Source organism: Bacillus sp. BS3(2021), from assembly GCF_021043345.1.
In the GTDB taxonomy this organism is placed as follows: Bacteria; Bacillota; Bacilli; order Bacillales; family Bacillaceae; genus Bacillus; species Bacillus paralicheniformis.
The window spans coordinates 20,197-42,299 of sequence record NZ_JAJNDM010000015.1 but is presented as its reverse complement, the minus strand read 5'-3'; the positions used below and the strand labels follow the sequence as shown (position 1 = coordinate 42,299).

Annotated in this window: 23 protein-coding genes, 2 tRNA genes and 1 pseudogene; all 26 read left to right on the top strand. The window is 45.2% G+C overall.

Annotated features, from left to right (window positions below; all coding sequences use genetic code 11):
- Nucleotides 1–219: 219 nt before the first annotated feature.
- On the top strand, nucleotides 220–1,416 hold the full coding sequence (locus tag LQ247_RS21715) for a G5 and 3D domain-containing protein (protein ID WP_020449801.1): 1,197 nt from the start codon (nucleotides 220–222) through the stop codon (nucleotides 1,414–1,416).
- Between the two features lie 167 nt (nucleotides 1,417–1,583).
- Complete coding sequence (rnmV, locus tag LQ247_RS21710; RefSeq protein ID WP_020449802.1) at nucleotides 1,584–2,144, top strand: ribonuclease M5; 561 nt, start codon at nucleotides 1,584–1,586, stop codon at nucleotides 2,142–2,144.
- Nucleotides 2,137–3,015 carry a 16S rRNA (adenine(1518)-N(6)/adenine(1519)-N(6))-dimethyltransferase RsmA gene (gene rsmA, locus LQ247_RS21705; RefSeq protein WP_020449803.1) on the top strand — a complete coding sequence of 293 codons (879 nt, stop codon included), beginning with the start codon at nucleotides 2,137–2,139 and terminating at the stop codon, nucleotides 3,013–3,015. Before rnmV ends, rsmA begins: the two co-directional genes overlap by 8 nt.
- 159 nt (nucleotides 3,016–3,174) lie before the next feature.
- Complete coding sequence (yabG, locus tag LQ247_RS21700; RefSeq protein ID WP_023855980.1) at nucleotides 3,175–4,056, top strand: sporulation peptidase YabG; 882 nt, start codon at nucleotides 3,175–3,177, stop codon at nucleotides 4,054–4,056.
- A gap of 224 nt (nucleotides 4,057–4,280) precedes the next feature.
- The gene (gene veg, locus LQ247_RS21695) at nucleotides 4,281–4,541 is read left to right on the top strand and encodes a biofilm formation stimulator Veg (RefSeq protein WP_003178187.1); all 261 of its coding nucleotides are present in this window, start codon (nucleotides 4,281–4,283) and stop codon (nucleotides 4,539–4,541) included.
- Nucleotides 4,542–4,697: 156 nt separating this feature from the next.
- A complete protein-coding gene (locus LQ247_RS21690) occupies nucleotides 4,698–4,883 on the top strand; it encodes a small, acid-soluble spore protein, alpha/beta type (protein ID WP_003178189.1) in 186 nt (61 codons plus the stop codon).
- A 236-nt stretch (nucleotides 4,884–5,119) separates the two neighbouring features.
- Complete coding sequence (gene ispE, locus LQ247_RS21685; protein ID WP_025809574.1) at nucleotides 5,120–5,989, top strand: 4-(cytidine 5'-diphospho)-2-C-methyl-D-erythritol kinase; 870 nt, start codon at nucleotides 5,120–5,122, stop codon at nucleotides 5,987–5,989.
- Nucleotides 5,990–6,045: 56 nt separating this feature from the next.
- Nucleotides 6,046–6,899, top strand: a pseudogene (purR, locus tag LQ247_RS21680) (pur operon repressor); the annotation flags it as partial.
- Entirely contained in the window at nucleotides 6,897–7,274 is a 378-nt protein-coding gene (ridA, locus tag LQ247_RS21675) for a 2-iminobutanoate/2-iminopropanoate deaminase (RefSeq protein ID WP_020449807.1), read from the top strand. The pseudogene purR and the gene ridA, both read left to right, overlap by 3 nt.
- 180 nt (nucleotides 7,275–7,454) lie before the next feature.
- The gene (gene spoVG / locus LQ247_RS21670) at nucleotides 7,455–7,748 is read left to right on the top strand and encodes a septation regulator SpoVG (protein WP_003178198.1); all 294 of its coding nucleotides are present in this window, start codon (nucleotides 7,455–7,457) and stop codon (nucleotides 7,746–7,748) included.
- 301 nt (nucleotides 7,749–8,049) lie between these two features.
- Nucleotides 8,050–9,420 (top strand): bifunctional UDP-N-acetylglucosamine diphosphorylase/glucosamine-1-phosphate N-acetyltransferase GlmU, encoded by a 1,371-nt coding sequence (gene glmU, locus LQ247_RS21665; protein WP_144499164.1) that lies wholly within the window; start codon nucleotides 8,050–8,052, stop codon nucleotides 9,418–9,420.
- 20 nt (nucleotides 9,421–9,440) lie between these two features.
- A complete protein-coding gene (locus tag LQ247_RS21660) occupies nucleotides 9,441–10,391 on the top strand; it encodes a ribose-phosphate diphosphokinase (RefSeq protein WP_020449809.1) in 951 nt (316 codons plus the stop codon).
- Nucleotides 10,392–10,471: 80 nt separating this feature from the next.
- Nucleotides 10,472–11,098 (top strand): 50S ribosomal protein L25/general stress protein Ctc, encoded by a 627-nt coding sequence (locus tag LQ247_RS21655; protein ID WP_020449810.1) that lies wholly within the window; start codon nucleotides 10,472–10,474, stop codon nucleotides 11,096–11,098.
- 116 nt (nucleotides 11,099–11,214) lie between these two features.
- Nucleotides 11,215–11,781 carry an aminoacyl-tRNA hydrolase gene (gene pth / locus LQ247_RS21650; protein ID WP_020449811.1) on the top strand — a complete coding sequence of 189 codons (567 nt, stop codon included), beginning with the start codon at nucleotides 11,215–11,217 and terminating at the stop codon, nucleotides 11,779–11,781.
- A gap of 56 nt (nucleotides 11,782–11,837) precedes the next feature.
- Nucleotides 11,838–12,068, top strand: coding sequence for an anti-sigma-F factor Fin family protein (locus LQ247_RS21645; RefSeq protein WP_003178210.1), 231 nt, complete (start codon nucleotides 11,838–11,840; stop codon nucleotides 12,066–12,068).
- A 64-nt stretch (nucleotides 12,069–12,132) separates the two neighbouring features.
- Nucleotides 12,133–15,666: a transcription-repair coupling factor gene (mfd, locus tag LQ247_RS21640; RefSeq protein ID WP_144499166.1), complete on the top strand. Its 3,534-nt coding sequence runs from the start codon at nucleotides 12,133–12,135 to the stop codon at nucleotides 15,664–15,666.
- A 137-nt stretch (nucleotides 15,667–15,803) separates the two neighbouring features.
- The gene (spoVT, locus tag LQ247_RS21635; RefSeq protein WP_020449813.1) at nucleotides 15,804–16,340 is read left to right on the top strand and encodes a stage V sporulation protein T; all 537 of its coding nucleotides are present in this window, start codon (nucleotides 15,804–15,806) and stop codon (nucleotides 16,338–16,340) included.
- A 224-nt stretch (nucleotides 16,341–16,564) separates the two neighbouring features.
- Nucleotides 16,565–18,157, top strand: coding sequence for a putative polysaccharide biosynthesis protein (locus LQ247_RS21630; RefSeq protein ID WP_231006590.1), 1,593 nt, complete (start codon nucleotides 16,565–16,567; stop codon nucleotides 18,155–18,157).
- Nucleotides 18,147–19,616: a nucleoside triphosphate pyrophosphohydrolase gene (gene mazG, locus LQ247_RS21625; RefSeq protein WP_020449815.1), complete on the top strand. Its 1,470-nt coding sequence runs from the start codon at nucleotides 18,147–18,149 to the stop codon at nucleotides 19,614–19,616. The genes LQ247_RS21630 and mazG overlap by 11 nt, the downstream gene beginning before the upstream one ends.
- Before the next feature lie 6 nt (nucleotides 19,617–19,622).
- Nucleotides 19,623–19,886 (top strand): RNA-binding S4 domain-containing protein, encoded by a 264-nt coding sequence (locus LQ247_RS21620; RefSeq protein WP_003178218.1) that lies wholly within the window; start codon nucleotides 19,623–19,625, stop codon nucleotides 19,884–19,886.
- Nucleotides 19,887–19,962: 76 nt separating this feature from the next.
- Entirely contained in the window at nucleotides 19,963–20,271 is a 309-nt protein-coding gene (gene yabP, locus LQ247_RS21615; protein WP_011197470.1) for a sporulation protein YabP, read from the top strand.
- Nucleotides 20,268–20,894 carry a spore cortex biosynthesis protein YabQ gene (gene yabQ / locus LQ247_RS21610; RefSeq protein ID WP_020449817.1) on the top strand — a complete coding sequence of 209 codons (627 nt, stop codon included), beginning with the start codon at nucleotides 20,268–20,270 and terminating at the stop codon, nucleotides 20,892–20,894. Before yabP ends, yabQ begins: the two co-directional genes overlap by 4 nt.
- 16 nt (nucleotides 20,895–20,910) lie before the next feature.
- Nucleotides 20,911–21,288 carry an FtsB family cell division protein gene (locus tag LQ247_RS21605; protein WP_025809568.1) on the top strand — a complete coding sequence of 126 codons (378 nt, stop codon included), beginning with the start codon at nucleotides 20,911–20,913 and terminating at the stop codon, nucleotides 21,286–21,288.
- Between the two features lie 79 nt (nucleotides 21,289–21,367).
- A complete protein-coding gene (locus LQ247_RS21600; RefSeq protein ID WP_003178226.1) occupies nucleotides 21,368–21,766 on the top strand; it encodes a S1 domain-containing RNA-binding protein in 399 nt (132 codons plus the stop codon).
- Between the two features lie 150 nt (nucleotides 21,767–21,916).
- Nucleotides 21,917–21,990: transfer RNA gene (locus LQ247_RS21595), tRNA-Met, on the top strand.
- Between the two features lie 10 nt (nucleotides 21,991–22,000).
- Nucleotides 22,001–22,072: transfer RNA gene (locus tag LQ247_RS21590), tRNA-Glu, on the top strand.
- Nucleotides 22,073–22,103 lie beyond the last annotated feature (31 nt).

Sequence of the window (22,103 nt, the reverse complement as noted above, 5' to 3'; positions counted from 1 at the left end):
AAGCTTGTCTCTTCGGGGGACGGTTCTAAAAAGTTCTACATGTCTGTTTGCACTCATAGGATATCTTTGTCGACAAGTCTTTCTTTCTTTTATGAGGTGGTTTTCCCATAATAAAAGAGATGGCGGGCTTGCGGAGAAATAGAGAGGAGGGTTGACAGGCTTGTAGATACTCTATATAATCTCCCCGAGGAGAAGGAGGCGTTTTTCATCATACAAAAAATGAAAAAGCTGTTTTCCGTAAAGCTTAGCAAAAGCAGATGGATACTGATTGCTGCTGGACTGCTTGTCGCAGGAAGCGGAACTGCTTACGGAGCACATGAGCTCGCTAAACAGCAAGTCACCATTTCGATAAACGGGAAAAAGCAGGATGTTCGTACGAATGCGGAAACCGTAGGTGAACTGCTGAAAAGCTTAGACATCGAGACGAGGAAAGAAGATCACATCTCTCCCGCTGAAGATACAAAATTAACGGCGAACACGAATGTTGAGTATGTTGCCGCAAAACCTGTTCATTTCGCGGTCGACGGACAGGAAAAAGAAATCTGGACAACAGCGGGTACTGTCGGCAAACTGCTGAAAGATTTAAATCTAGAGTTGGCGGAACACGATCAAATTGAACCCTCAGTTGATAAAGAAATAACGAAAGACATGAAGCTGACTTTGCAAAGGGCTTTTAAAGTAACCGTAAAGGATGCCGGTAAAGATAAAGATATATGGACGACTTCGACTACGGTCGCTGACTTTTTAAAACATCATAAGATCAGCATAAAAGGCGATGATGAAGTTAAGCCTGCGCTTGATAAAAAGCTGACAAAAGATCAGGCGATTCACATTACTCGTATCAAAAAAGTCACCGATGTAGTGGAAGAGAACATCCCTTTTGAAGTCCGCAAAAAAGAGGACGATTCACTTGAAAAGGGGAAAGAAAAAGTTGTACGGGACGGTAAACATGGCAAGCTTAAAAAGCACTATGCCGTTGTTATGAAAAACGGCAAGGAAGTTTCCAGAGAACTGGTTAAAGAGGAAACAGCCGCTGAAAGCAAAGCCAAAATCATTGCTGTCGGTACAAAGCAAGCCGCAGTGGCTACAGTCAGCGCGAATGTATCGCGCGGAAATCAATCCTCAGGAAAAGAATTTTATGTATCCTCTACAGCTTATACGGCAAGCTGCAACGGATGCTCTGGCCACACTGCGACCGGCGTTAACTTGAAAAATAATCCGGGTGCTAAAGTGATCGCTGTCGATCCGAGCGTCATTCCGCTGGGTTCTAAAGTACATGTAGAAGGATATGGCTACGCGGTTGCAGCCGATACAGGCTCAGCCATCAAAGGCCGTAAAATCGATGTATTCTTTCCGAGTAAGTCTACAGCTTACCGCTGGGGTAACAAAAGAGTTAAAATCAAGGTGTTGAACTAAATATCATTTATTACGCTTCTTATATAAGCAGAGGGATTTTGCGCCCTCTGTTTTTTTGGTTATAATAGATCCATCTTGTTTTCTAATTAATTAGACGGTTTTGTTACAAAAAGGTTTCAATAATTTTAAAAATGTAATAAAAGGTTTTTCACTATACGGAGGAAGAAATGAAGATTAAAGAAATTATTGTTGTCGAAGGCCGTGATGACACAGCAAAAATCAAATCGGCTGTTGATGCTGATACGATTGAAACGAACGGATCTGCCATAGGGGAAGACGTCATCAAACGGATTAGGCTTGCCCAGGAAACGCGCGGGGTCATTATTTTAACCGATCCTGATTTCCCGGGGGAAAAAATCAGAAAAACGATTGCAGAAAAAGTCCCCGGCTGCAAGCATGCATTTTTACCCAAGCATTTGGCAAAGCCTAAAAATAAGCGCGGAATCGGTGTTGAACATGCTTCGCTTGAGGCAATCCGCGAATGCTTAAAAACCGTTCAGGAGGAGATGGAGGCGACGGAACCTGAGATTGAGGCTCGGGATTTAATCGAAGCCGGCCTGATCGGGGGCCCTCTGGCAAAACAAAGGCGGGAGCGGCTCGGCGAGATATTGAATATCGGCTATACAAATGGGAAACAGCTTCAAAAGCGGCTGCAAATGTTTCAGATCAAAAAGAGTGATTATTTAAGCGCACTGGATGTTGTGCTGCGGGAGGAAGAGCATGAATAAAGATATCGCCACCCCAATTAGAACTAAGGAAATTCTCAATAAATACGGATTTTCATTCAAAAAAAGCCTGGGGCAGAACTTCTTGATTGATACGAACATATTGGACAGAATTGTCGACCATGCGGGAGTGACGGAGCGTACCGGCGTGATTGAAATCGGTCCGGGGATCGGGGCATTGACCGAGCAGCTGGCAAAGCGTGCGAAGAAAGTGACGGCCTTCGAAATCGACCAAAGGCTCCTGCCGATTTTAAAAGATACGCTTTCTCCGTATGATAATGTGACTGTCATTCACCAGGATGTCCTGAAAGCCGATGTCCGGGCGGTAATGGACGAGCAGTTTCAAGACTGCGATGAGGTGATGGTTGTCGCCAACCTCCCGTATTACGTCACGACTCCGATCATCATGAAGCTTTTAGAAGAAAATCTGCCGCTGAAAGGGATCGTCGTCATGCTTCAAAAAGAGGTGGCGGACCGAATGGCTGCGAAACCTTCTACAAAGGAATACGGGTCCCTTTCCATCGCGGTTCAGTTTTATACCGAAGCCAAAACGGTCATGAATGTGCCAAAGACTGTATTTGTCCCTCAGCCTAACGTGGATTCCGCGGTCATCAGGCTGACGCTGAGGGGAGAACCGGCTGTCGCGGTTCAAGATGAAGCCTTTTTCTTTCAAGTCGTAAAATCCAGCTTTGCACAGCGCCGAAAAACGCTTTTCAACAACCTCGTTAACAACCTGCCGAATGGCAAAGAGAATAAATCAAAAATTGAAAGAGCGCTTCAGGATTCACAAATCGACGGAAAACGACGCGGAGAATCGCTGAGCATTGAAGAGTTCGCCGTCTTATCTGACCGCTTGAGAGCAGTCCTTCTTTAATGGAGGGCTTTTTTTATTTGAAGCCGGGCTTTAAGCCTGATCAGGCTTGTCATCCGTTCACCACTTGAAGGGCGGGAACATAGGCTAAAGAAGCACCTTTACTTTTCATTGCTTTATATTCATCAGGATGGGGCTTAGTCTATGTGTGGAGTGAAAAGCATGCAATTTAAAATAGGCGATATGGTCGTCAGAAAATCTTATCGAAGAGATATCTTATTTCGAATTATACGAATTGATCAATCGGCAAATGGAGAACCTGTGGCCGTTTTGCACGGAGATGAGGTCAGATTAATCGCTGACGCATATTTAACGGACCTGGAAATGGTCCGCGAGGCTGAGCGGCAGATGAGAAAGCGGGAAGAAGAATCGAGAATGAAAGAATCCCTCGATCTTCTCCGCCAGGATTACAAACTCCTTCACAATAAACATGAGTACCGCGCCACAAACCAATATAACAATCAACAGCAGTACTTTCATATGCCTGGAAGAGTCCTTCATTTAGACGGGGATTCGGCTTATTTAAAAAAATGTCTGGCGCTCTATGAAAAGATCGGGGTTCCTGTATACGGCATTCATTGTTATGAAAAGAAAATGTCATCGGTCATCGAGGAACTGATCGATGAGTACCGCCCGGATCTTCTCGTCATCACCGGACACGATGCCTATTCTAAGCAGAAGGGTGATATTAACAATCTGGATGCCTACAGGCATTCAAAAGATTTTATCGAAACCGTTCAAAAAGCGAGAAAAAAAATTCCCCATCTTGATCAGCTTGTCATTTTTGCCGGCGCATGCCAGTCCCATTTTGAATCACTGATCAGAGCCGGTGCAAATTTTGCAAGCTCTCCGTCAAGAGTCAACATCCATGCGCTTGATCCGGTCTATATAGTCGCAAAAATCAGCTTCACTCCGTTTATGGACCGCATTAACGTCTGGGAAGTGCTCAGAAACACCCTGACGAGGGAAAAGGGACTCGGAGGCATTGAGACGCGAGGCGTATTGCGAATCGGAATGCCATATAAAACAAAAGAAAACGATTAAACGAGCCCGCCGGATGGCGGGTTTTTGCCATGGAGCCGAATGTTTTTACCTTTTTTTAAAAAAACATACATAATGAAACGAAAAATGAGGAAAATAAGGGAAAGTCGGCGTATAATTTGTCACAAATATTTTATTGACAGAGGCTTATGAACGTTGATATAATTTAAATTTTATTTGACAAAAATGGGCTTCTGGTGTATACTGAATATAGTGAGGTGGATGCAATGGCGAAAACGTTGTCCGATATTAAAAGATCGCTTGATGGACATTTGGGAAAAAGGCTGACGTTAAAAGCAAACGGTGGCCGCCGAAAAACGATTGAGCGTTCGGGCATTTTAGCTGAGACGTACCCTTCTGTTTTTGTGATACAACTAGACCAAGACGAGAATTCGTTTGAAAGAGTTTCATACAGTTATGCGGATATTCTTACTGAGACGGTTGAATTGAGATTTTCTGATGATAAAACCAGCTCAGTAGCCCTTTAATAAGCAGCGGACTTTATGTTTGCTGCTTTTTGTTTTGCCTTTTTTTATCCAGAATTTTTCGGGGAAGTTCTGCACAAATCGAGCAAAGCTAATACATGTCACTTGTTTTATGATGAGTCAGACGGATGGTATGATACTTGAAAGGGGCTGTTTCGCATGGGCAGACGTCGAAGCATCATGTCAGAGGAATTCAAAAATGAATTGGCTAAGGATCTTGGATTTTACGACACGGTAAAAACCGAGGGCTGGGGCGGAATTCGGGCCAGAGACGCCGGTAACATGGTGAAGAGGGCCATTGAATTAGCCGAACAGCATATGGCTCAAAACCAGCAAAATCATTAAAACAGTGACATACGGAGGGCGCTTCTGTCCTCCGTTTTTTTCATTGATCTGCATTCAGCCGATCAGGTGCTGCAAACGCCTTGAGGATTCGCTGAAGGGGGCAATCGCGATCTGCGGGAATGACCGCATGCTAAGAGCGCGGTGTCCTGCACGGGCGCATGCATTTGTACGTCCTGTACTTCAAAATATGTTACAATGTGGATACTTATGTTTAGATGGAGAAGTAGGTGAATGGATTGCGTATTTTAGAGAAGGCGCCGGCTAAAATTAATTTGTCGCTCGACGTTCGCCGCAAACGTCCAGATGGGTATCATGAAGTAGAGATGGTCATGACGACAATTGATTTGGCGGATCGGATTGAATTAACCGAGCTGGCAGAAGATAAAGTAACGGTTTCTTCGCATAACCGCTTTGTTCCCGACGATCAGCGAAACCTTGCTTATCAGGCTGCAATGCTCATGAAAGAACGATACGGCATTAAAAAAGGTGTTTCTATATTTATTACGAAAGTGATTCCCGTTGCTGCGGGGCTTGCGGGAGGAAGCAGCGATGCGGCTGCCGTCTTCAGAGGGCTGAACCGGCTGTGGGATTTGAAGCTTTCGATGAATGAACTGGCTGAGCTTGGCGCTGAGATCGGATCTGATGTCTCCTTTTGCGTACATGGAGGAACGGCTCTTGCAACGGGAAGAGGAGAGAAAATCCGTCATATCGAGACTCCGCCGCACTGCTGGGTTGTGCTGGCAAAGCCGACGATCGGCGTATCAACTGCAGAAGTGTACAAGCAGCTGAAAGTCGATGAGATTGAACATCCGGATGTTCAAGGTATGATTTCTGCGATCGAAGAGAAGAATTTTCAAAAAATGTGCGACAAACTCGGCAATGTTCTCGAATCTGTTACATTGAATATGCATCCCGAAGTCGCGATGATCAAAAATCAAATGAAGCGGTTTGGCGCCGATGCTGTGCTGATGAGCGGGAGCGGCCCCACTGTGTTCGGATTGGTTCAATACGAATCAAAAGTACAAAGAATCTATAACGGATTAAGAGGGTTTTGCGATCAGGTTTATGCGGTGCGGATGATCGGAGAACAAAATGAACTTGATTAAATCCGTATGTTAAGTTATATTATTTTTAAAAATATTCGGATTTTGGAGGTAAGTGCATGAAGTTTCGTCGAAGCGGCAGATTGGTGGATCTGACAAATTATTTGTTGACCCATCCGCATGTCTTAGTGCCATTAACCTTCTTTTCAGAACGGTATCAATCTGCTAAATCATCCATTAGTGAAGATTTAACCATTATTAAGCAGACCTTCGAGCAGCAGGGGATCGGGACGCTTCAGACCGTGCCGGGAGCAGCAGGCGGCGTTAAATACATTCCAAAGGTAAAACGCGATGAAGCGGAGGAATTTGTAAAGTCGCTCGGTGAGTCATTGATCGATTCGGAACGGATATTGCCCGGCGGATATTTGTATTTAACCGATATCCTTGGCAAGCCCTCTGTATTAACGAAGGCCGGCAAGATTTTTGCTTCAGCTTTTTCAGACAGGGAGATCGATGTCGTGATGACGGTGGCGACAAAAGGAATTCCTCTGGCATATGCGGTAGCCAGCTACCTTGATGTGCCGACGGTGGTCGTCAGAAAAGACAATAAGGTAACTGAAGGTTCAACGGTCAGCATTAACTATGTGTCTGGATCTTCCAACCGCATTCAGACGATGTCTCTTGCAAAACGCAACTTGCAGACGGGCTCGCGCGTTTTGATTATAGACGACTTTATGAAAGCGGGAGGAACGATCAACGGTATGATCAATCTTCTCGAGGAATTCAATGCCCATGTAGCAGGCATCGGTGTTCTTGTGGAGGCTCAGGGAGTCAAGGAGCGGCTGGTCGATGAGTACATGTCCCTTTTGACTCTTTCTGAAATTGATATGAAGGAAAAAAAGGTGGAAATCCAAAACGGAAACTTTCAGCGTTTTTTTGCAGACAATGAATAGGAAATGGGGAGTTTGAGATGACAAAGGTTGTTCAGACAAAAGAAGCACCGGCGGCGATCGGACCGTATTCACAAGGAATTGTTGTCAATAATATGTTTTACAGTTCAGGGCAAATTCCACTGACCCCGTCGGGTGAAATGGTGACTGGAGACATCACAGAACAGACGCATCAAGTTTTCCGCAATTTAAAAGCCGTGCTGAAAGAAGCGAACGCCTCTCTGGAGACTGTCGTCAAAGCAACTGTGTTTTTGGCGGATATGAATCAGTTCGCAGAGGTGAATGAAGTTTACGGACAGTACTTCGATACCCACAAACCGGCGAGATCATGTGTTGAGGTGGCAAGGCTGCCGAAAGACGCGCTCGTTGAAATAGAAGTCGTCGCATTAGTAAAATAGAAAAAACTCCGAAAAGATGGTTTTGGTCTCCAAAATCATCTTTTTTGTTTGGAAAATTTGTCAATTCAGTGTTTTTTTATCCCAATATTACAAAAATATTTTTAATTATGCAGGAAAACAAAAAAAACCGTTGAATAGTTACACTAATGTTTTTATATTGGGAAAAGGTGGTGAACTACTGTGGAAGTTACCGACGTAAGATTACGCCGCGTGAATACCGATGGTCGCATGAGAGCGATTGCATCCATCACGCTGGATCACGAATTTGTAGTGCATGATATTCGTGTAATTGATGGAAACAATGGTCTTTTCGTTGCGATGCCAAGTAAGCGTACACCTGATGGAGAATTTCGTGATATCGCTCATCCAATCAACTCAAGCACCCGCGGAAAAATTCAGGACGCGGTGTTAAATGAATATCATCGTTTGGGTGACGTTGAGGAAATAGAATATGAAGAAGCTGGAGCTTCTTAAAAAAAGAAGGGCTTATGGATAAGCCCTTTTTGTTTTGAAAAAAAATAATCTTATCATAATAAAATGACAATATATGGTTTGTGATTGCGTATAACAGAAACAGGAGGTAAAACATATGGCGGTTTGAGAATCCCATCCCGAAGGAATCAATTTGTCTCCCTGATCAGTGAATCCTAAATATACTCTGAATATCCAAAATATGCTGTCTTGATTTTCTGATTTCTCATTTTGGCTTGCTTGAAATCAACTCATATTTAGGATATATTTTTCTATGGATAATAGGGATAATGGAGGCCAATACATGGATAAGCGGTTTGCAGTTGTGTTAGCAGCTGGTCAAGGAACAAGAATGAAATCAAAGCTTTATAAAGTTCTTCATCCGGTTTGCGGAAAACCTATGGTCGAGCATGTTGTCGACGAAGCTCGCAAGCTATCATTAGAAAAACTTGTCACAATAGTTGGACATGGAGCCGAAGATGTCAAAAAACAGCTCGGGGAAAAAAGCGAATATGCCCTGCAGGCTGAACAGCTCGGAACAGCCCATGCCGTTAAGCAGGCCAAGTCGATTCTTGGAAGCGAAAAAGGAACGACTATCGTCATTTGCGGAGATACACCCCTTTTAACTGCCGAAACGATGGAAGCCATGCTCACTGAGCACCAGAAAAAAGCAGCAAAAGTGACGGTTTTAACCGCTGTAGCGGAGGATCCGACAGGCTACGGACGCATTATTCGCAATGAAAACGGCGATGTTGCAAAAATTGTCGAACATAAAGATGCAACAGACGAGGAAAGACTTGTCAAAGAAATTAACACAGGAACTTATTGTTTTGACAACGAAGCTCTTTTTCAAACGATCGAGCAGGTTTCCAATGACAACGTACAAGGGGAATATTATCTTCCGGATGTCATTGAGATCTTGAAAAATCAAGGTGAAACTGTAGCCGCTTATCAGACTGGCAACTTCCAGGAAACGCTCGGAGTCAATGACAGAGTCGCCCTTTCACAAGCGGAAATTTATATGAAGCAGCGGATCAATAAACGCCACATGCGAAACGGCGTAAGCTTAATCGACCCTGACAACACATATATTTCACCGGAAGCCGTCATCGGCAGAGATACCGTGATTTATCCCGGCACCGTTATTAAAGGGCGGGTTGTCATCGGTGAGGACGCGGTCATCGGACAGAACAGCGAACTCGAAAACAGTACGATCGGCAGCAGAACGGTTATTAAGCAGTCCGTTGTCGTGAACAGTGAAGTCGGTGACGATGTTACAATTGGACCGTTTGCTCATATCAGACCCGATTCAAAGATCGGCAATGAGGTAAGGATCGGGAATTTCGTCGAAGTGAAAAAATCGGAATTTGGTGATCGCAGCAAAGCATCTCATTTAAGCTACATAGGGGACGCGGAAATCGGAACGGATGTCAATCTCGGCTGCGGGTCGATTACCGTAAATTATGATGGGAAACATAAGTTCAAAACGAAGATTGAAAATGGGGCATTTATCGGCTGCAACTCCAATTTGGTCGCTCCGGTGACAATCGGCGAAGGCGCATACGTAGCTGCGGGTTCAACGATTACCGACGATGTACCAGGCAGGGCTTTGTCTATTGCCAGAGCAAGACAAGTCAACAAAGAAGACTACGCTGAGAACATACACAAAAAATAATCCTAAATCGGAGGTTTACCATGTCTAAATATGAAGACGACAATTTGAAGATTTTTTCTTTAAACTCAAATCCGGGTCTTGCGAAGGAAATCGCAGATATCGTCGGAGTTGAGCTGGGGAAGAGTTCTGTTAAACGCTTTAGCGACGGTGAGGTTCAAATTAATATTGAAGAAAGCATCCGCGGCTGCGACTGCTATGTCATCCAATCGACAAGCGCACCGGTGAACGAGCATATTATGGAGCTTTTGATTATGGTGGATGCGCTGAAACGCGCATCGGCGAAAACGATTAATATCGTGATGCCTTACTACGGCTATGCCCGTCAGGACCGTAAAGCCCGTTCCCGTGAGCCGATCACAGCCAAACTGGTGGCAAACCTGCTGGAAACCGCCGGAGCTACCCGTGTGATTGCACTTGATCTTCACGCGCCGCAAATCCAAGGTTTCTTTGATATACCGATCGATCATTTAATGGGTGTTCCGATTTTAGGTAATTATTTTGAAGAGAAAAATTTCAAGGATGTCGTGATCGTGTCCCCTGACCACGGCGGTGTGACGCGTGCCCGCAAATTGGCGGACCGCTTGAAAGCGCCGATTGCGATTATCGATAAACGCCGACCTAAGCCGAATGTAGCCGAGGTTATGAATATCATCGGACATATTGAAGGGAAAACAGCCATTTTAATTGATGATATTATTGATACGGCAGGAACGATTACGCTTGCGGCTAATGCGCTCGTCGAAAGCGGCGCAGAGGAAGTGTATGCATGCTGTACACATCCGGTTCTTTCCGGTCCGGCGATCGAAAGAATCGACAATTCGAAAATTAAAGAGCTCGTTGTGACCAACAGCATTGAGCTTCCTGAAGAAAAGAAAATCGCGAAGTTCAAGCAGCTTTCTGTTGCACCGCTTCTGGCAGAAGCGATTATTCGTGTGCATGAAAAACAATCTGTCAGCTTCCTGTTCGATTAATTTGCTGATTCTGGTTTAAAGTTTTGTCGTTATGGGTATGGTTTTAGAAAGACCAATCTAACGATAGGATGGTGCTGAACATGGCAATTTTAAAAGCGGAAGAAAGAACGGATTCCAGACGGTCTTCTTTAAGAAAGATCCGGCAATCCGGGTATGTGCCGGGTGTCATTTACGGAAGAAACCTGGAAAACAAATCCGTTGCGTTAGACAGTATTGAGCTTTTAAAAATTTTGCGAGCTGAGGGCAAAAATACGATTATCAACTTGGATATAAACGGAGACCAGCACTCTGTTATGGTGACTGAGCTGCAGACGGATCCATTAAAAGATTCAATTGTACATGCCGATTTTAAAGTGGTTGATATGGAAGCGGAAATGGAGGCGACGGTTCCTGTAAACCTTACGGGTGAAGCAGAGGGGATTAAACAGGGCGGTGTTCTTCAGCAGCCGCTTTACGAGCTGTCTGTCACAGCGAAGCCGAAGAACATTCCGCAAACGATCGAGGTCGATATTTCCAGTCTCGAAGTCAACGATGTTCTAACCGTCGGCGATATTCCGTCTAAAGGCGATTATTCATACAACCATGAGCCTGATGAAGTTGTTGCATCCATTCTTCCTCCTCAAAAGCAGGAAGAAACGGAAGCCGAATCAGCCGCTCAAGACGTTGAGGAACCAGAAAAAGGCACTGAAGAGGAAAAAGAAGAATAAGTACGTAAGACGTAATCCTCCCGCGGTTACGTCTTTTGTGCTAGAATGAGGGGAAATTAGGATGCTCCCCCTCAGTATGCTGAGGCAGGGTTTTGCTTAAGGGAGGATATAGAATAATGCTTGTGTTTGCAGGATTGGGCAATCCGGGTAAAACATATGAAAATACGAGACATAATGTAGGATTTATGACGATCGATGAGCTTTCAAAAGAGTGGAACATTCCGCTTGATAAAACAAAGTTCAACGGTCAATACGGAATCGGATTTGTTTCCGGCAAAAAGGTTCTACTTGTTAAGCCGCTTACATATATGAATTTATCGGGAGAATGTTTGAGGCCGCTTTTGGACTATTATGAGATCCCTGTTGACAATTTGAAAGTGATTTACGATGACTTGGATCTTCCGACCGGAAGAATCCGTCTGAGGACGAAAGGAAGCGCAGGAGGCCATAACGGCATCAAATCGATGATTCAGCATCTGGGAACAACTGAGTTTAACCGGATCAGAATCGGAATCGGCCGTCCGGTCAACGGCATGAAAATCGTCGATTATGTGCTTGGCGCTTTTACAGATGAAGAAGAGCCGGTGATACAAGAGGCCGTCAGACAATCGGCCAAGGCCTGTGAAGCTTCTCTGGAAAAACCTTTTTTAGAAGTCATGAATGAATTTAATGCTAAGGTATAAGGCAGAAGGGAACGGAACATACTAGTTTTAAAAAGACTCGGTATGGAGGTTCCTTTATGGCTTTACATTATTATTGCCGGCATTGCGGCGTTAAAGTCGGAAGTCTTGATCATTCTTATGTAAACAGTGAACAGTTAGGCTTTAACCACTTAACAAACGATGAAAGAAACGATATGATTTCTTATATGGATAATGGGGATTTACACGTGAAGACGATATGTGAAGATTGTCAAGAAGCGCTTGAGCGAAACCCGGATTATCACCAATATCATTCGTTTATTCAATAAATAGCTTTGGTGTAGAGACTAGACCAAAGCATTTTTCTATTTGAGGAAGAGAGGAGGGGCTCATTTGAACAATATTCAATCCTATATCACAAAAAGCGATGATTTTAAATCCATCGTCAACGGCTTAAACGAAGGGCTGAAGGAACAGCTGCTTGCGGGGCTCTCCGGATCTGCCCGGTCGTTATTTACAGCCGCTCTTACAAAAGAAACGAGACGGCCGGTATTTTTAATTACGCATAACCTTTATCAGGCTCAAAAAATTACAGATGACTTGACAGGGCTGATAAAAGATCAGCCTGTCCTTTTATATCCTGTCAACGAATTGATTTCTTCTGAAATTGCGGTGGCAAGCCCTGAGCTGCGCTCGCAAAGGCTTGATGTCTTAAATCGGCTTGCAAGCGGTGAAACGCCTATCGTTATTGCTCCGGCAGCAGCCGTCAGAAGAATGCTGCCCCCTGTCGAAGTATGGCAAAACAGTCAGATTCGCATTGAGACGGGGCGCGACATCGACCCGGAACAGCTGCTTCAGAAGCTTGTTCAAATGGGGTATGAGCGTACGGATATGGTGGCGGCTCCAGGCGAATTCAGTATTCGCGGGGGGATTATCGATGTCTATTCATTGACCGAAGAAAACCCTGTCCGGATTGAATTGTTTGATACAGAAGTTGACTCGATTCGTATATTCAATACGGATGATCAGCGCTCACTGGAAACGCGCGATGAAGTAACGATCGGCCCTGCGAAGGAACTGATCGTGCGGGATGAAGATCGGCAAAGAGCGCTTGAACAAATCGATAAAGGTCTTGCCAACAGTCTTAAAAAGCTGAAGCTTGATAAACAAAAGGAAATTCTCGATCAAAATATCGCGGAAGATAAAGAGCTGCTCAAGGAAGGTCATATCGGCCAGGAAATGGTTAAATACCTTTCTTATTTCTATGAGAGACCTGCTAGTTTACTAGATTATTTCCCGAAAAATACTTTGCTGATACTAGATGAGATCAGCCGTATTCATGAAATGGAAGACCAGCTTCAAAAGGAAGAGGCAGAATGGATTACGAGCCTGCTGGAAGAAGGGAAAATCCTTCATGATACAGCAATGTCATTTCCTTTTCACAGCCTCATTTCAAAACAGTCCCGCCCGATTTTGTATTACTCGCTGTTTTTAAGGCATGTGCAGCACACCAGTCCGCAAAACATCGTCAATGTTTCAAGCAAGCAAATGCAGAGCTTTCACGGACAAATGAATGTGCTCAAAAATGAGATTGAACGGTTTAAGAAATCGAAATATACAACGGTTTTTCTAGGGGACAGCAAAGAACGCGTCGAAAAACTTGCGTCTGTATTGTCCGATTATGAGATCGAAGCCGCCCAGGCCGACCAGGATGCAGCGCTTGCCCAAGGCCAGATTTACATTATGGAAGGCGGTCTTCAATCCGGCTTTGAACTTCCGATGATCAAGCTGGCCGTCATTACCGAAGAAGAACTGTTTAAAAAGCGTGTCAAAAAGCAGGCGCGCAAACAAAAACTGACCAATGCCGAACGGATCAAAAGCTACTCGGAGCTTCAGATCGGCGATTATGTCGTCCATGTGAACCACGGTATCGGAAAGTATTTAGGGATTGAAACGCTGGAGATCAACGGCATTCATAAGGATTACCTGAATATTCACTACCAGGGAAGCGACAAGCTTTACGTACCGGTTGACCAAATTGATCAGGTGCAAAAATACGTCGGTTCCGAAGGCAAAGAGCCGAAGCTTTATAAACTCGGGGGAAGCGAATGGAAACGGGTTAAGAAAAAGGTTGAAAGCTCTGTCCAGGATATCGCCGATGACTTGATCAAGCTTTATGCCGAAAGGGAAGCAAGCAAAGGTTACGCGTTTTCTCCCGACCATGAAATGCAGCGTGAGTTTGAAGCCGCATTTCCTTATCAGGAGACAGAGGACCAGCTGAGATCGATCCATGAGATTAAAAGAGACATGGAAAAAGAAAGACCGATGGATCGGCTCCTTTGCGGCGATGTGGGCTACGGCAAAACGGAAGTGGCGATCCGCGCCGCCTTTAAAGCGATTGCAGACGGAAAACAGGTCGCGATCCTCGTGCCGACTACGATCCTCGCACAGCAGCACTATGAAACGATATTGGAACGTTTCCAGGACTACCCGATTAATATCGGTTTGCTCAGCCGGTTCCGGACGAGAAAAGAAGCAAATGAAACGATCAAGGGCTTAAAAAACGGAACGATTGACATCGTAATCGGCACTCACAGGCTGTTGTCCAAGGATGTCGTGTACAAAGATCTTGGACTGCTTATCATCGATGAAGAACAAAGGTTTGGTGTCACGCACAAGGAAAAAATTAAACGCATTAAAGCGAATGTCGACGTTTTGACGTTAACGGCAACTCCGATACCTCGAACCCTTCATATGTCCATGCTCGGTGTCAGAGATTTGTCAGTCATTGAAACGCCTCCGGAAAACCGCTTCCCTGTACAGACGTACGTTGTCGAATACAACGGGGCCCTAGTCAGAGAAGCGATAGAACGCGAGCTGGCCAGGGGCGGTCAGGTTTACTTCTTGTACAACCGGGTGGAGGATATTGAAAGAAAAGCGGAAGAAATCTCGATGCTTGTGCCTGATGCCAAGGTGACGTATGCCCATGGGAAGATGACAGAAAACGAACTCGAATCGGTCATGCTGAATTTCTTAGAGGGAGAATCGGATGTGCTCGTCAGCACAACGATTATTGAAACGGGCGTTGATATTCCAAACGTCAATACCCTAATTGTATTTGACGCAGATAAGATGGGGCTTTCCCAGCTGTACCAGCTGAGGGGCCGTGTCGGGCGCTCAAACCGTGTAGCTTACGCTTACTTTACGTACCGGAAGGACAAAGTCCTTACGGAAGTGGCCGAAAAAAGGCTTCAGGCGATTAAAGAATTTACAGAACTCGGGTCAGGATTTAAAATCGCGATGCGCGATTTGACGATCCGCGGCGCCGGAAACCTTTTAGGTGCGCAGCAGCACGGGTTCATTGATTCTGTCGGTTTTGATTTATATTCGCAAATGCTCAAGGAAGCAATAGAAGCTCGCAAGGGAGATGTACCGCAAGCTGAAAAATTTGAACCGGAAATCGATTTGGAGCTTGACGCATATATTCCGCAGACTTATGTGACAGACGGCAAGCAAAAAATAGATATGTATAAACGGTTCAGAGCGATTTCAACCATTGAAGAAAAGAGCGAGCTTCAAGACGAGATGATCGACCGCTTCGGCGAATACCCGAAAGAAGTCGAATATTTATTCGCCATCGCAGAGGCGAAGGTATATGCCATCACCGAACGCGTCGAGCTGATCAAGCAGGATAAAGACGCCGTCAGACTGACGATTGACGAAAAAGCTAGTGCCGAAATAGACGGCCAAAAACTGTTTGAACTCGGCAGTAAGTACGGCAGACAGATCGGCCTCGGGATGGAAGGAAAGAAATTGAAAATTTCGATTCAAGTGAAAAACCGAAATCCGGAAGAGTGGCTGGAAACGCTTCTCGAAATATTGAAAGGCCTTCAAAACGTTAAAAAGCAAACGATCGCTTCATCATAAAAATTTGTTGTTTCTCGCGTATATTACATTTGATGTGAAGGATACTAAAACCAATCAAGAGTGGAGAGTGTTACATAAGTACACAGCTCTGTTTATATCCACCAGATATATCATCAAATGAAAGAGAGGCAGCAGAGATGAAAGCAACTGGTATCGTACGTCGAATTGATGATTTAGGCCGGGTCGTGATCCCGAAGGAAATCCGCAGAACTTTGCGCATTCGTGAAGGAGACCCTTTGGAAATATTTGTGGACCGGGATGGGGAGGTTATTTTAAAAAAATATTCTCCGATCAGCGAGCTCGGCGACTTTGCAAAGGAGTATGCTGATGCGCTTTATGACAGCATGGGCCATTCCGTGCTGATTTGCGACCGGGATGTGTATATCGCAGTATCCGGGGGGTCTAAAAAAGACTATTTAAACAAATCGATCAGCGACATGGTCGAAAAGGCGATGGATCAGCGAAATTCTGTTTTGGAAGGAGACGCCAAGACAATTCAGCTTATTGATGGTATTGACGAAGAGGTTGCTTCTTATACCGTCGGTCCGATTGTTGCAAACGGCGATCCGATCGGAGCGGTTGTCATTTTTTCGAAAGACCAGTCAATCGGCGAAGTGGAACATAAAGCGGTTGAAACCGCCGCTGGTTTTTTGGCCCGTCAAATGGAACAATAGGTCTCATTCCTTTTATTTTGACATTCCTGCTCGAACGAGCTGGAATGCCGAAAGCGTTTTTCTCAGCTTGAATCAGCATCAGCAGTTGGAACAGCACCTTTTGGGCTGTTCTTTTTTAGTTCACAGTTGCAGGCGGGGTATGAGTCTTGAATATGGTATAATAAGCACGTTTCGTGCGCTTTTTAGAAAGCTGAGAGAAAGCGCATTGGAAGGAGCTTAAAGGAATGGGGTTTTTAAAAGGCCAAAGACAATGGATTTGGCAAGGCGCCTTTGTTTTATCATTGGCGGGGATATTATCAAAGATATTAAGCGCTGTATATAGAATGCCTTTTCAAAATATAGTTGGAGATGTCGGTTTTTATATTTTTCAGCAGGTGTATCCGATGATCGGAATATCTGTGATGCTTGCCACCTCCGGGTTCCCGGTCATCATTTCAAAGTTGTTGAATGATTACGGGACGGCAAACCGGGCAAAAATTCTCCGGGTGTCTATGTTTTTTTTGTCGGTCGTGGGCCTTGGCTTTTTTCTTCTCTTGTTTGCCGGAGCCGAAGCCATCGCAGGGTTTATGGGTGATCCCGACCTTGACGGGGTGATCCGCGCGGTGTCGTTTTCTTATTTGCTGCTGCCGCTCGTGTCTTTGCTTAGAGGCTATTTTCAAGGAGGCGAACGGATGCTTCCGACGGCACTTTCTCAAATTGGAGAACAGACACTCAGGGTCGGGGCGATCCTCATTTTGACGTGGTGGCTCGTCAAAAACGGCTTTTCCTTATATGACGCCGGGGCAGGGGCTGCCTTTGGCTCCCTTGTCGGCGGCCTTGCGGCGTTTTTCATTCTCGCCGTGTTTTGGGCCAAGCGTGAAAAGCATCCCGCTGCCGCCGGGATAGAGGCCGGTACAGGCGATATTTTGAAGCAGCTGTGTCTGTACTCGGTTACGATTTGCACGGCCGGCCTCATGCTGATTCTCATCCAGCTCGTCGACGCATTGAACTTGTATTCATTGCTGGCCGGACAAGGAATGGACGAACTTCAGGCGAAACATACAAAAGGGGTGTATGACAGAGGTCAGCCGCTTTTGCAGCTTGGAACCGTTTTTGCTGCGAGCATTGCGACAGCTCTTGTCCCGTCCCTTACAAAAGCGAAGAAAAATGGAGAAACGGCGGTTCTGGAGGAAAAGATCCGTTATTCGCTAAAAATGAGCTTCGTCATCGGCACTGGAGCAGCCGCCGGTCTGATATGCATTTTGGAGCCGGTGAATGTCATGCTGTTTAAGAACAGCGATGGAACGGCTGCGCTGCAGATTTTCAGCGTGTCGATTCTGTTTGCATCGTTGGCGATCACGATGACTGCTGTTTTGCAAGGACTCGGCAATACATGTCTTCCAGCTGTTTCCGTCTGCTGCGGCTTTTTTGTGAAAGCCGTATTGAACGAGTTCCTGATCCCCGGTTTCGGCATTTCCGGCGCCGCTTTTGCGACTATGATGTCATTCGCTGCTGTCGCTGGACTCAATTTTTTTCAGCTGAAAAGGAAAGGCTGGATCAAGTTGCCGGAATACAGGATAGCGGGAGTTTTGCTGTCGGCTGTGATCATGTCGGCCGCTCTGGCGGTGTGGCTTTTTGCTTTTGAAGCGGCCATACCTCATGAAAACAGATGGATCGCGGCGGCGGAAAGTCTTAGCGCCGTATTCGTCGGCGGCATTGTCTTTTTGTCCGGTATCTTCACATTACGCGTGTTTTCAGAAAAAGAACTTGAGCTTGTACCTTTTGGCAGCAAGCTCCTGACATTAAAACGAGAAAGGGGCGGCAGGCATGGCCGGTAAAATCACGGTAGTCGGCCTGGGGGCAGGCGATATGAATCAATTAACCCTCGGTGTATATAAACGGCTCACACAAGCGGAGGTTCTTTATGTCAGGACGAAAGACCATCCGTTAATAGAAGACCTGAAAAAAGAAATAGCTGAGATTCATTTTTTTGATGAGGTCTATGAAAAGCATGATCAATTCGAAGATGTTTACGAGGAGATCGTAGAACGGCTGTTTGAGGAGGCGAAGCAACGCGATGTGCTCTATGCCGTTCCAGGCCATCCGTTCGTCGCTGAAAAAACGGTTCAGCTTTTGCTCGAGAGACGGGGCGCTCATCAGGCCGATGTCGTTGTCGAGGGAGGCCACAGCTTTATTGATGCGACATTAAATGCTTTGCAGATCGATCCGATTGACGGGTTTCAGTTTGTCGACGCCGTCCGGTTTTCCGCTGACGAAGTCGAGCTCCGTCATCATTTGATTATTTGCCAGGTATATGATCAAATGACGGCATCAGAGGTCAAACTGACGTTGATGGAAAAGCTCCCTGATGACTATGAAGTCGTCATTGTCACAGCGGCCGGAAGCAGTATGCAAGACATTCGGACAGTGCCTCTTTACGAATTGGACAGAAGTGTGGGTATCAATAATTTAACGAGCGTCTACGTTCCGCCGGTCAAAGACGAGGAGGTTCTGTACCAGGAATTTTCGATGTTCCGCAGCGTCATCAGGAAGCTGCGCGGACCGGACGGCTGCCCGTGGGATCGGAAACAAACCCATGAATCGCTCAAAAAATACTTAATTGAAGAATGCTATGAGGTGCTCGAGGCGATTGATGAAGAAGATCCCGACCACCTTGTTGAGGAGCTCGGCGATGTGATGCTCCAAGTTCTGCTGCATGCGCAGATCGGCGAGGATGACGGTCTTTTTACAATAGACGATGTGATTCGCGGCATTACGGCAAAAATGATCAGAAGGCATCCGCATGTCTTCGGAGAAGTATCTGTTCGTGATGAGGCCGACGTCATGGTAAACTGGGAAGAGATCAAGAAACAGGAGAAACAAGCGGACGATCCATCCCTTCTCGACGACATTCCAAAGCCGCTGCCTGCTTTGTCAAAAGCGAACAAGCTTCAGAAAAAGGCGGCAAAGACCGGATTCGACTGGTCGAATGTCCAGGATATTTGGGATAAAGTTCACGAGGAAATGAAAGAATTTTCTTCAGAAATTTCCGAAGCCGAACAGTCCAGCAAAAAAATGAAAGAAGAGTTCGGCGACCTTTTATTCGCTCTCGTCAACATCGGCCGGTTTTATAAAATTGAACCGGAAGAAGCCCTGGCGATGACAAATGCCAAGTTTTACAGAAGGTTCACGCATATTGAACAATCTGCAAAGCGCATGGGCAAGGATCTGGAAAGTATGACGCTTGAAGAAATGGACGAATTGTGGAATGAAGCGAAAGACATTGAAAGGAGCTGACAAGTGATGAGACTCGACAAATTTCTCAAAGTATCAAGGCTGATTAAAAGACGGACGCTTGCAAAAGAAGTGGCTGACCAGGGAAGAATTTCGATCAATGGCCAGCAGGCGAAAGCAAGCTCTGTTGTCAAAGCGGGAGACGAGCTTGCGGTGCGTTTTGGCCAAAAGCTTGTAACCGTCAAAGTCAATGAATTGAAGGATACGACAAAAAAAGAAGAAGCCGCTGATATGTATACCGTTCTCAAAGAAGAGAAGCTGGGAGGAGAATAGGCTTGTTCTAAAAAAATCCCCCGTCTCATACAATGCAGTATCGAATCTTTAGTATGAGGATATGGGGGATGAATCGATGAATGTATATTATGATCAGCACAACCCTTCCGGCGGGGCATCTGGTCCTGAACATAATGTGACGATGAAGGGCCGCAAGCTGCTGGATATATCCGGTGTCAAACAGGTCGAGAGCTTTGACAATGAGGAATTCTTACTTGAGACGGTCATGGGCATGCTGGCAGTCAGAGGCGAAAACCTGCAGATGAAGAATCTCGATGTGGAAAAAGGCGTTGTCTCCATCAAGGGAAGAGTGCTTGATCTCGTCTATTTGGATGAGCAGCAGGGGGAGAAAGCTAAAGGATTTTTTAGCAAGTTGTTTAAATGACGCTGACCACTCAGTTCTATACGATGCTGGCCATGGCCGGAATGGGGGCATGGCTTGGCGCTTCCCTTGACACCTACACCCGTTTTGTCGTTCGCTCAAAAACAGCAAGGTGGCTGTTGTTTCTCCATGACTTTTTGTTTTGGGTGGTACAAGGTCTCCTTTTTTTCTATGTTTTGCTGAGCGTGAATGAAGGGGAATTCCGAATTTATATCTTTCTGGCGGTCATGCTTGGATTTGCCGCTTATCAAAGCCTTTTTAAGCAGATCTATATCAAGCTTTTGGAATGGATGATTTCCTTTTTCATATTCATCTCCAGGCTGGTCTCAAAGATGATGCAGATGATGGTGTTTCGGCCTGTTGTATGGACGTTTCAAGCTATTTTTGCCATCATTCTTTTTACAATGAGAAATATCTATGTTCTTTTTCGTTTTTTTGCGGTATGTTTATATAAGATATTAAAATTTGCAGGATATCCGATTTATTTTATACTATATCAATGCTGCAGGCTTCTTCCCGCCCCGGTTCGGGGATTGTTGAGACGCTTTTTGCAAAAAGGAGCAGGATTTTTCGAAAAGGGGAAGAAACTATTCATAACAATTAAGGCAAAACTTTTAAAAAAATGAGGGGAGGCCGTCTGGAATGAATGATCCCACGAGACGCAACATATCGCAAATACAGAACGAATACAAAGAGCAGATGGAGCGAAAACAGCAGCAGCTGAAAAGAAAAAGACGCGGTCTATACAGACGGTTGATGGTTTTCGGCGCCGTTGTGCTGCTGTCGGCGATTGTGATTGTCAGTTCGCTTTGGTCGCAGACTTCGGATATCAGCGCGAAGCAAGAGAAGAAAGAAGACCTTTTGAAACAATTGGAACAACTGGAAGCAAAAAAATCGGATTTGAAAGATGAGATTGTGAAATTAAAGGATGAGGACTACGTTGCAGAGCTTGCCAGAAAGGATTATTACCTCTCAAAAGATGGCGAAATCATCTTCAAGTTTGAAGATAAGAGCAAGTAGCCTTGTTGACACTTAATTTTTTCTTTATGTATAATTAAACAAATGATCTTTTTTAAGTCTAAGGAGGAGCACTTTTTTTATGTCGATTGAAGTTGGCAGCAAGTTGCAAGGGAAAGTAACAGGTATTACAAATTTCGGAGCGTTTGTTGAACTGCCTGGAGGATCAACAGGTCTTGTTCATATTAGCGAAGTAGCCGATAACTACGTGAAGGACATTAATGATCATCTGAAGGTTGGTGATCAAGTAGAAGTTAAAGTCATCAATGTTGAGAAAGATGGGAAAATCGGCTTGTCGATCAAAAAGGCTGTAGACCGTCCTCAATCATCAAGACCTGCGAGACCTAAAAATGATTTCCGCTCTAAAGAAACGTTTGAACAGAAAATGAATAAGTTTTTAAAAGACAGTGAAGATCGCTTATCGTCTCTAAAACGCAACACGGAATCAAAACGTGGAGGGCGCGGAGCAAGAAGAGGTTAACTTGCTGCTTTCTATATATACGAAAGGCATTCGTCTTATCCCAACGGATGCCTTTTTATTGTCTTATAAAATTTTTATTAAAATTTCTATTGACGGATAGGACAATCCTTTGTATTATAGAACTTGTGCGTTAAAAGAAATCAACAACATGGCGGTGTAGCTCAGCTGGCTAGAGCGTACGGTTCATACCCGTGAGGTCGGGGGTTCGATCCCCTCCGCCGCTACTTATATGAAGGCCCGTTGGTCAAGTGGTTAAGACACCGCCCTTTCACGGCGGTAACACGGGTTCGAATCCCGTACGGGTCATTCCGGAAACCGGCTTCTTCTGAAGCCGGTT

Bases quoted from the DNA above. Each gene is read 5' to 3' on its own strand.
- LQ247_RS21715 (WP_020449801.1), top strand. From the start codon at position 220: ATGAAAAAGCTGTTTTCCGTAAAGCTTAGCAAAAGCAGATGGATACTG.
- rnmV (WP_020449802.1), top strand. From the start codon at position 1,584: ATGAAGATTAAAGAAATTATTGTTGTCGAAGGCCGTGATGACACAGCA.
- rsmA (WP_020449803.1), top strand. From the start codon at position 2,137: ATGAATAAAGATATCGCCACCCCAATTAGAACTAAGGAAATTCTCAAT.
- yabG (WP_023855980.1), top strand. From the start codon at position 3,175: ATGCAATTTAAAATAGGCGATATGGTCGTCAGAAAATCTTATCGAAGA.
- veg (WP_003178187.1), top strand. From the start codon at position 4,281: ATGGCGAAAACGTTGTCCGATATTAAAAGATCGCTTGATGGACATTTG.
- LQ247_RS21690 (WP_003178189.1), top strand. From the start codon at position 4,698: ATGGGCAGACGTCGAAGCATCATGTCAGAGGAATTCAAAAATGAATTG.
- ridA (WP_020449807.1), top strand. From the start codon at position 6,897: ATGACAAAGGTTGTTCAGACAAAAGAAGCACCGGCGGCGATCGGACCG.
- glmU (WP_144499164.1), top strand. From the start codon at position 8,050: ATGGATAAGCGGTTTGCAGTTGTGTTAGCAGCTGGTCAAGGAACAAGA.
- LQ247_RS21660 (WP_020449809.1), top strand. From the start codon at position 9,441: ATGTCTAAATATGAAGACGACAATTTGAAGATTTTTTCTTTAAACTCA.
- LQ247_RS21655 (WP_020449810.1), top strand. From the start codon at position 10,472: ATGGCAATTTTAAAAGCGGAAGAAAGAACGGATTCCAGACGGTCTTCT.
- pth (WP_020449811.1), top strand. From the start codon at position 11,215: ATGCTTGTGTTTGCAGGATTGGGCAATCCGGGTAAAACATATGAAAAT.
- LQ247_RS21645 (WP_003178210.1), top strand. From the start codon at position 11,838: ATGGCTTTACATTATTATTGCCGGCATTGCGGCGTTAAAGTCGGAAGT.
- spoVT (WP_020449813.1), top strand. From the start codon at position 15,804: ATGAAAGCAACTGGTATCGTACGTCGAATTGATGATTTAGGCCGGGTC.
- LQ247_RS21630 (WP_231006590.1), top strand. From the start codon at position 16,565: ATGGGGTTTTTAAAAGGCCAAAGACAATGGATTTGGCAAGGCGCCTTT.
- mazG (WP_020449815.1), top strand. From the start codon at position 18,147: ATGGCCGGTAAAATCACGGTAGTCGGCCTGGGGGCAGGCGATATGAAT.
- LQ247_RS21620 (WP_003178218.1), top strand. From the start codon at position 19,623: ATGAGACTCGACAAATTTCTCAAAGTATCAAGGCTGATTAAAAGACGG.
- yabP (WP_011197470.1), top strand. From the start codon at position 19,963: ATGAATGTATATTATGATCAGCACAACCCTTCCGGCGGGGCATCTGGT.
- yabQ (WP_020449817.1), top strand. From the start codon at position 20,268: ATGACGCTGACCACTCAGTTCTATACGATGCTGGCCATGGCCGGAATG.
- LQ247_RS21605 (WP_025809568.1), top strand. From the start codon at position 20,911: ATGAATGATCCCACGAGACGCAACATATCGCAAATACAGAACGAATAC.
- LQ247_RS21600 (WP_003178226.1), top strand. From the start codon at position 21,368: ATGTCGATTGAAGTTGGCAGCAAGTTGCAAGGGAAAGTAACAGGTATT.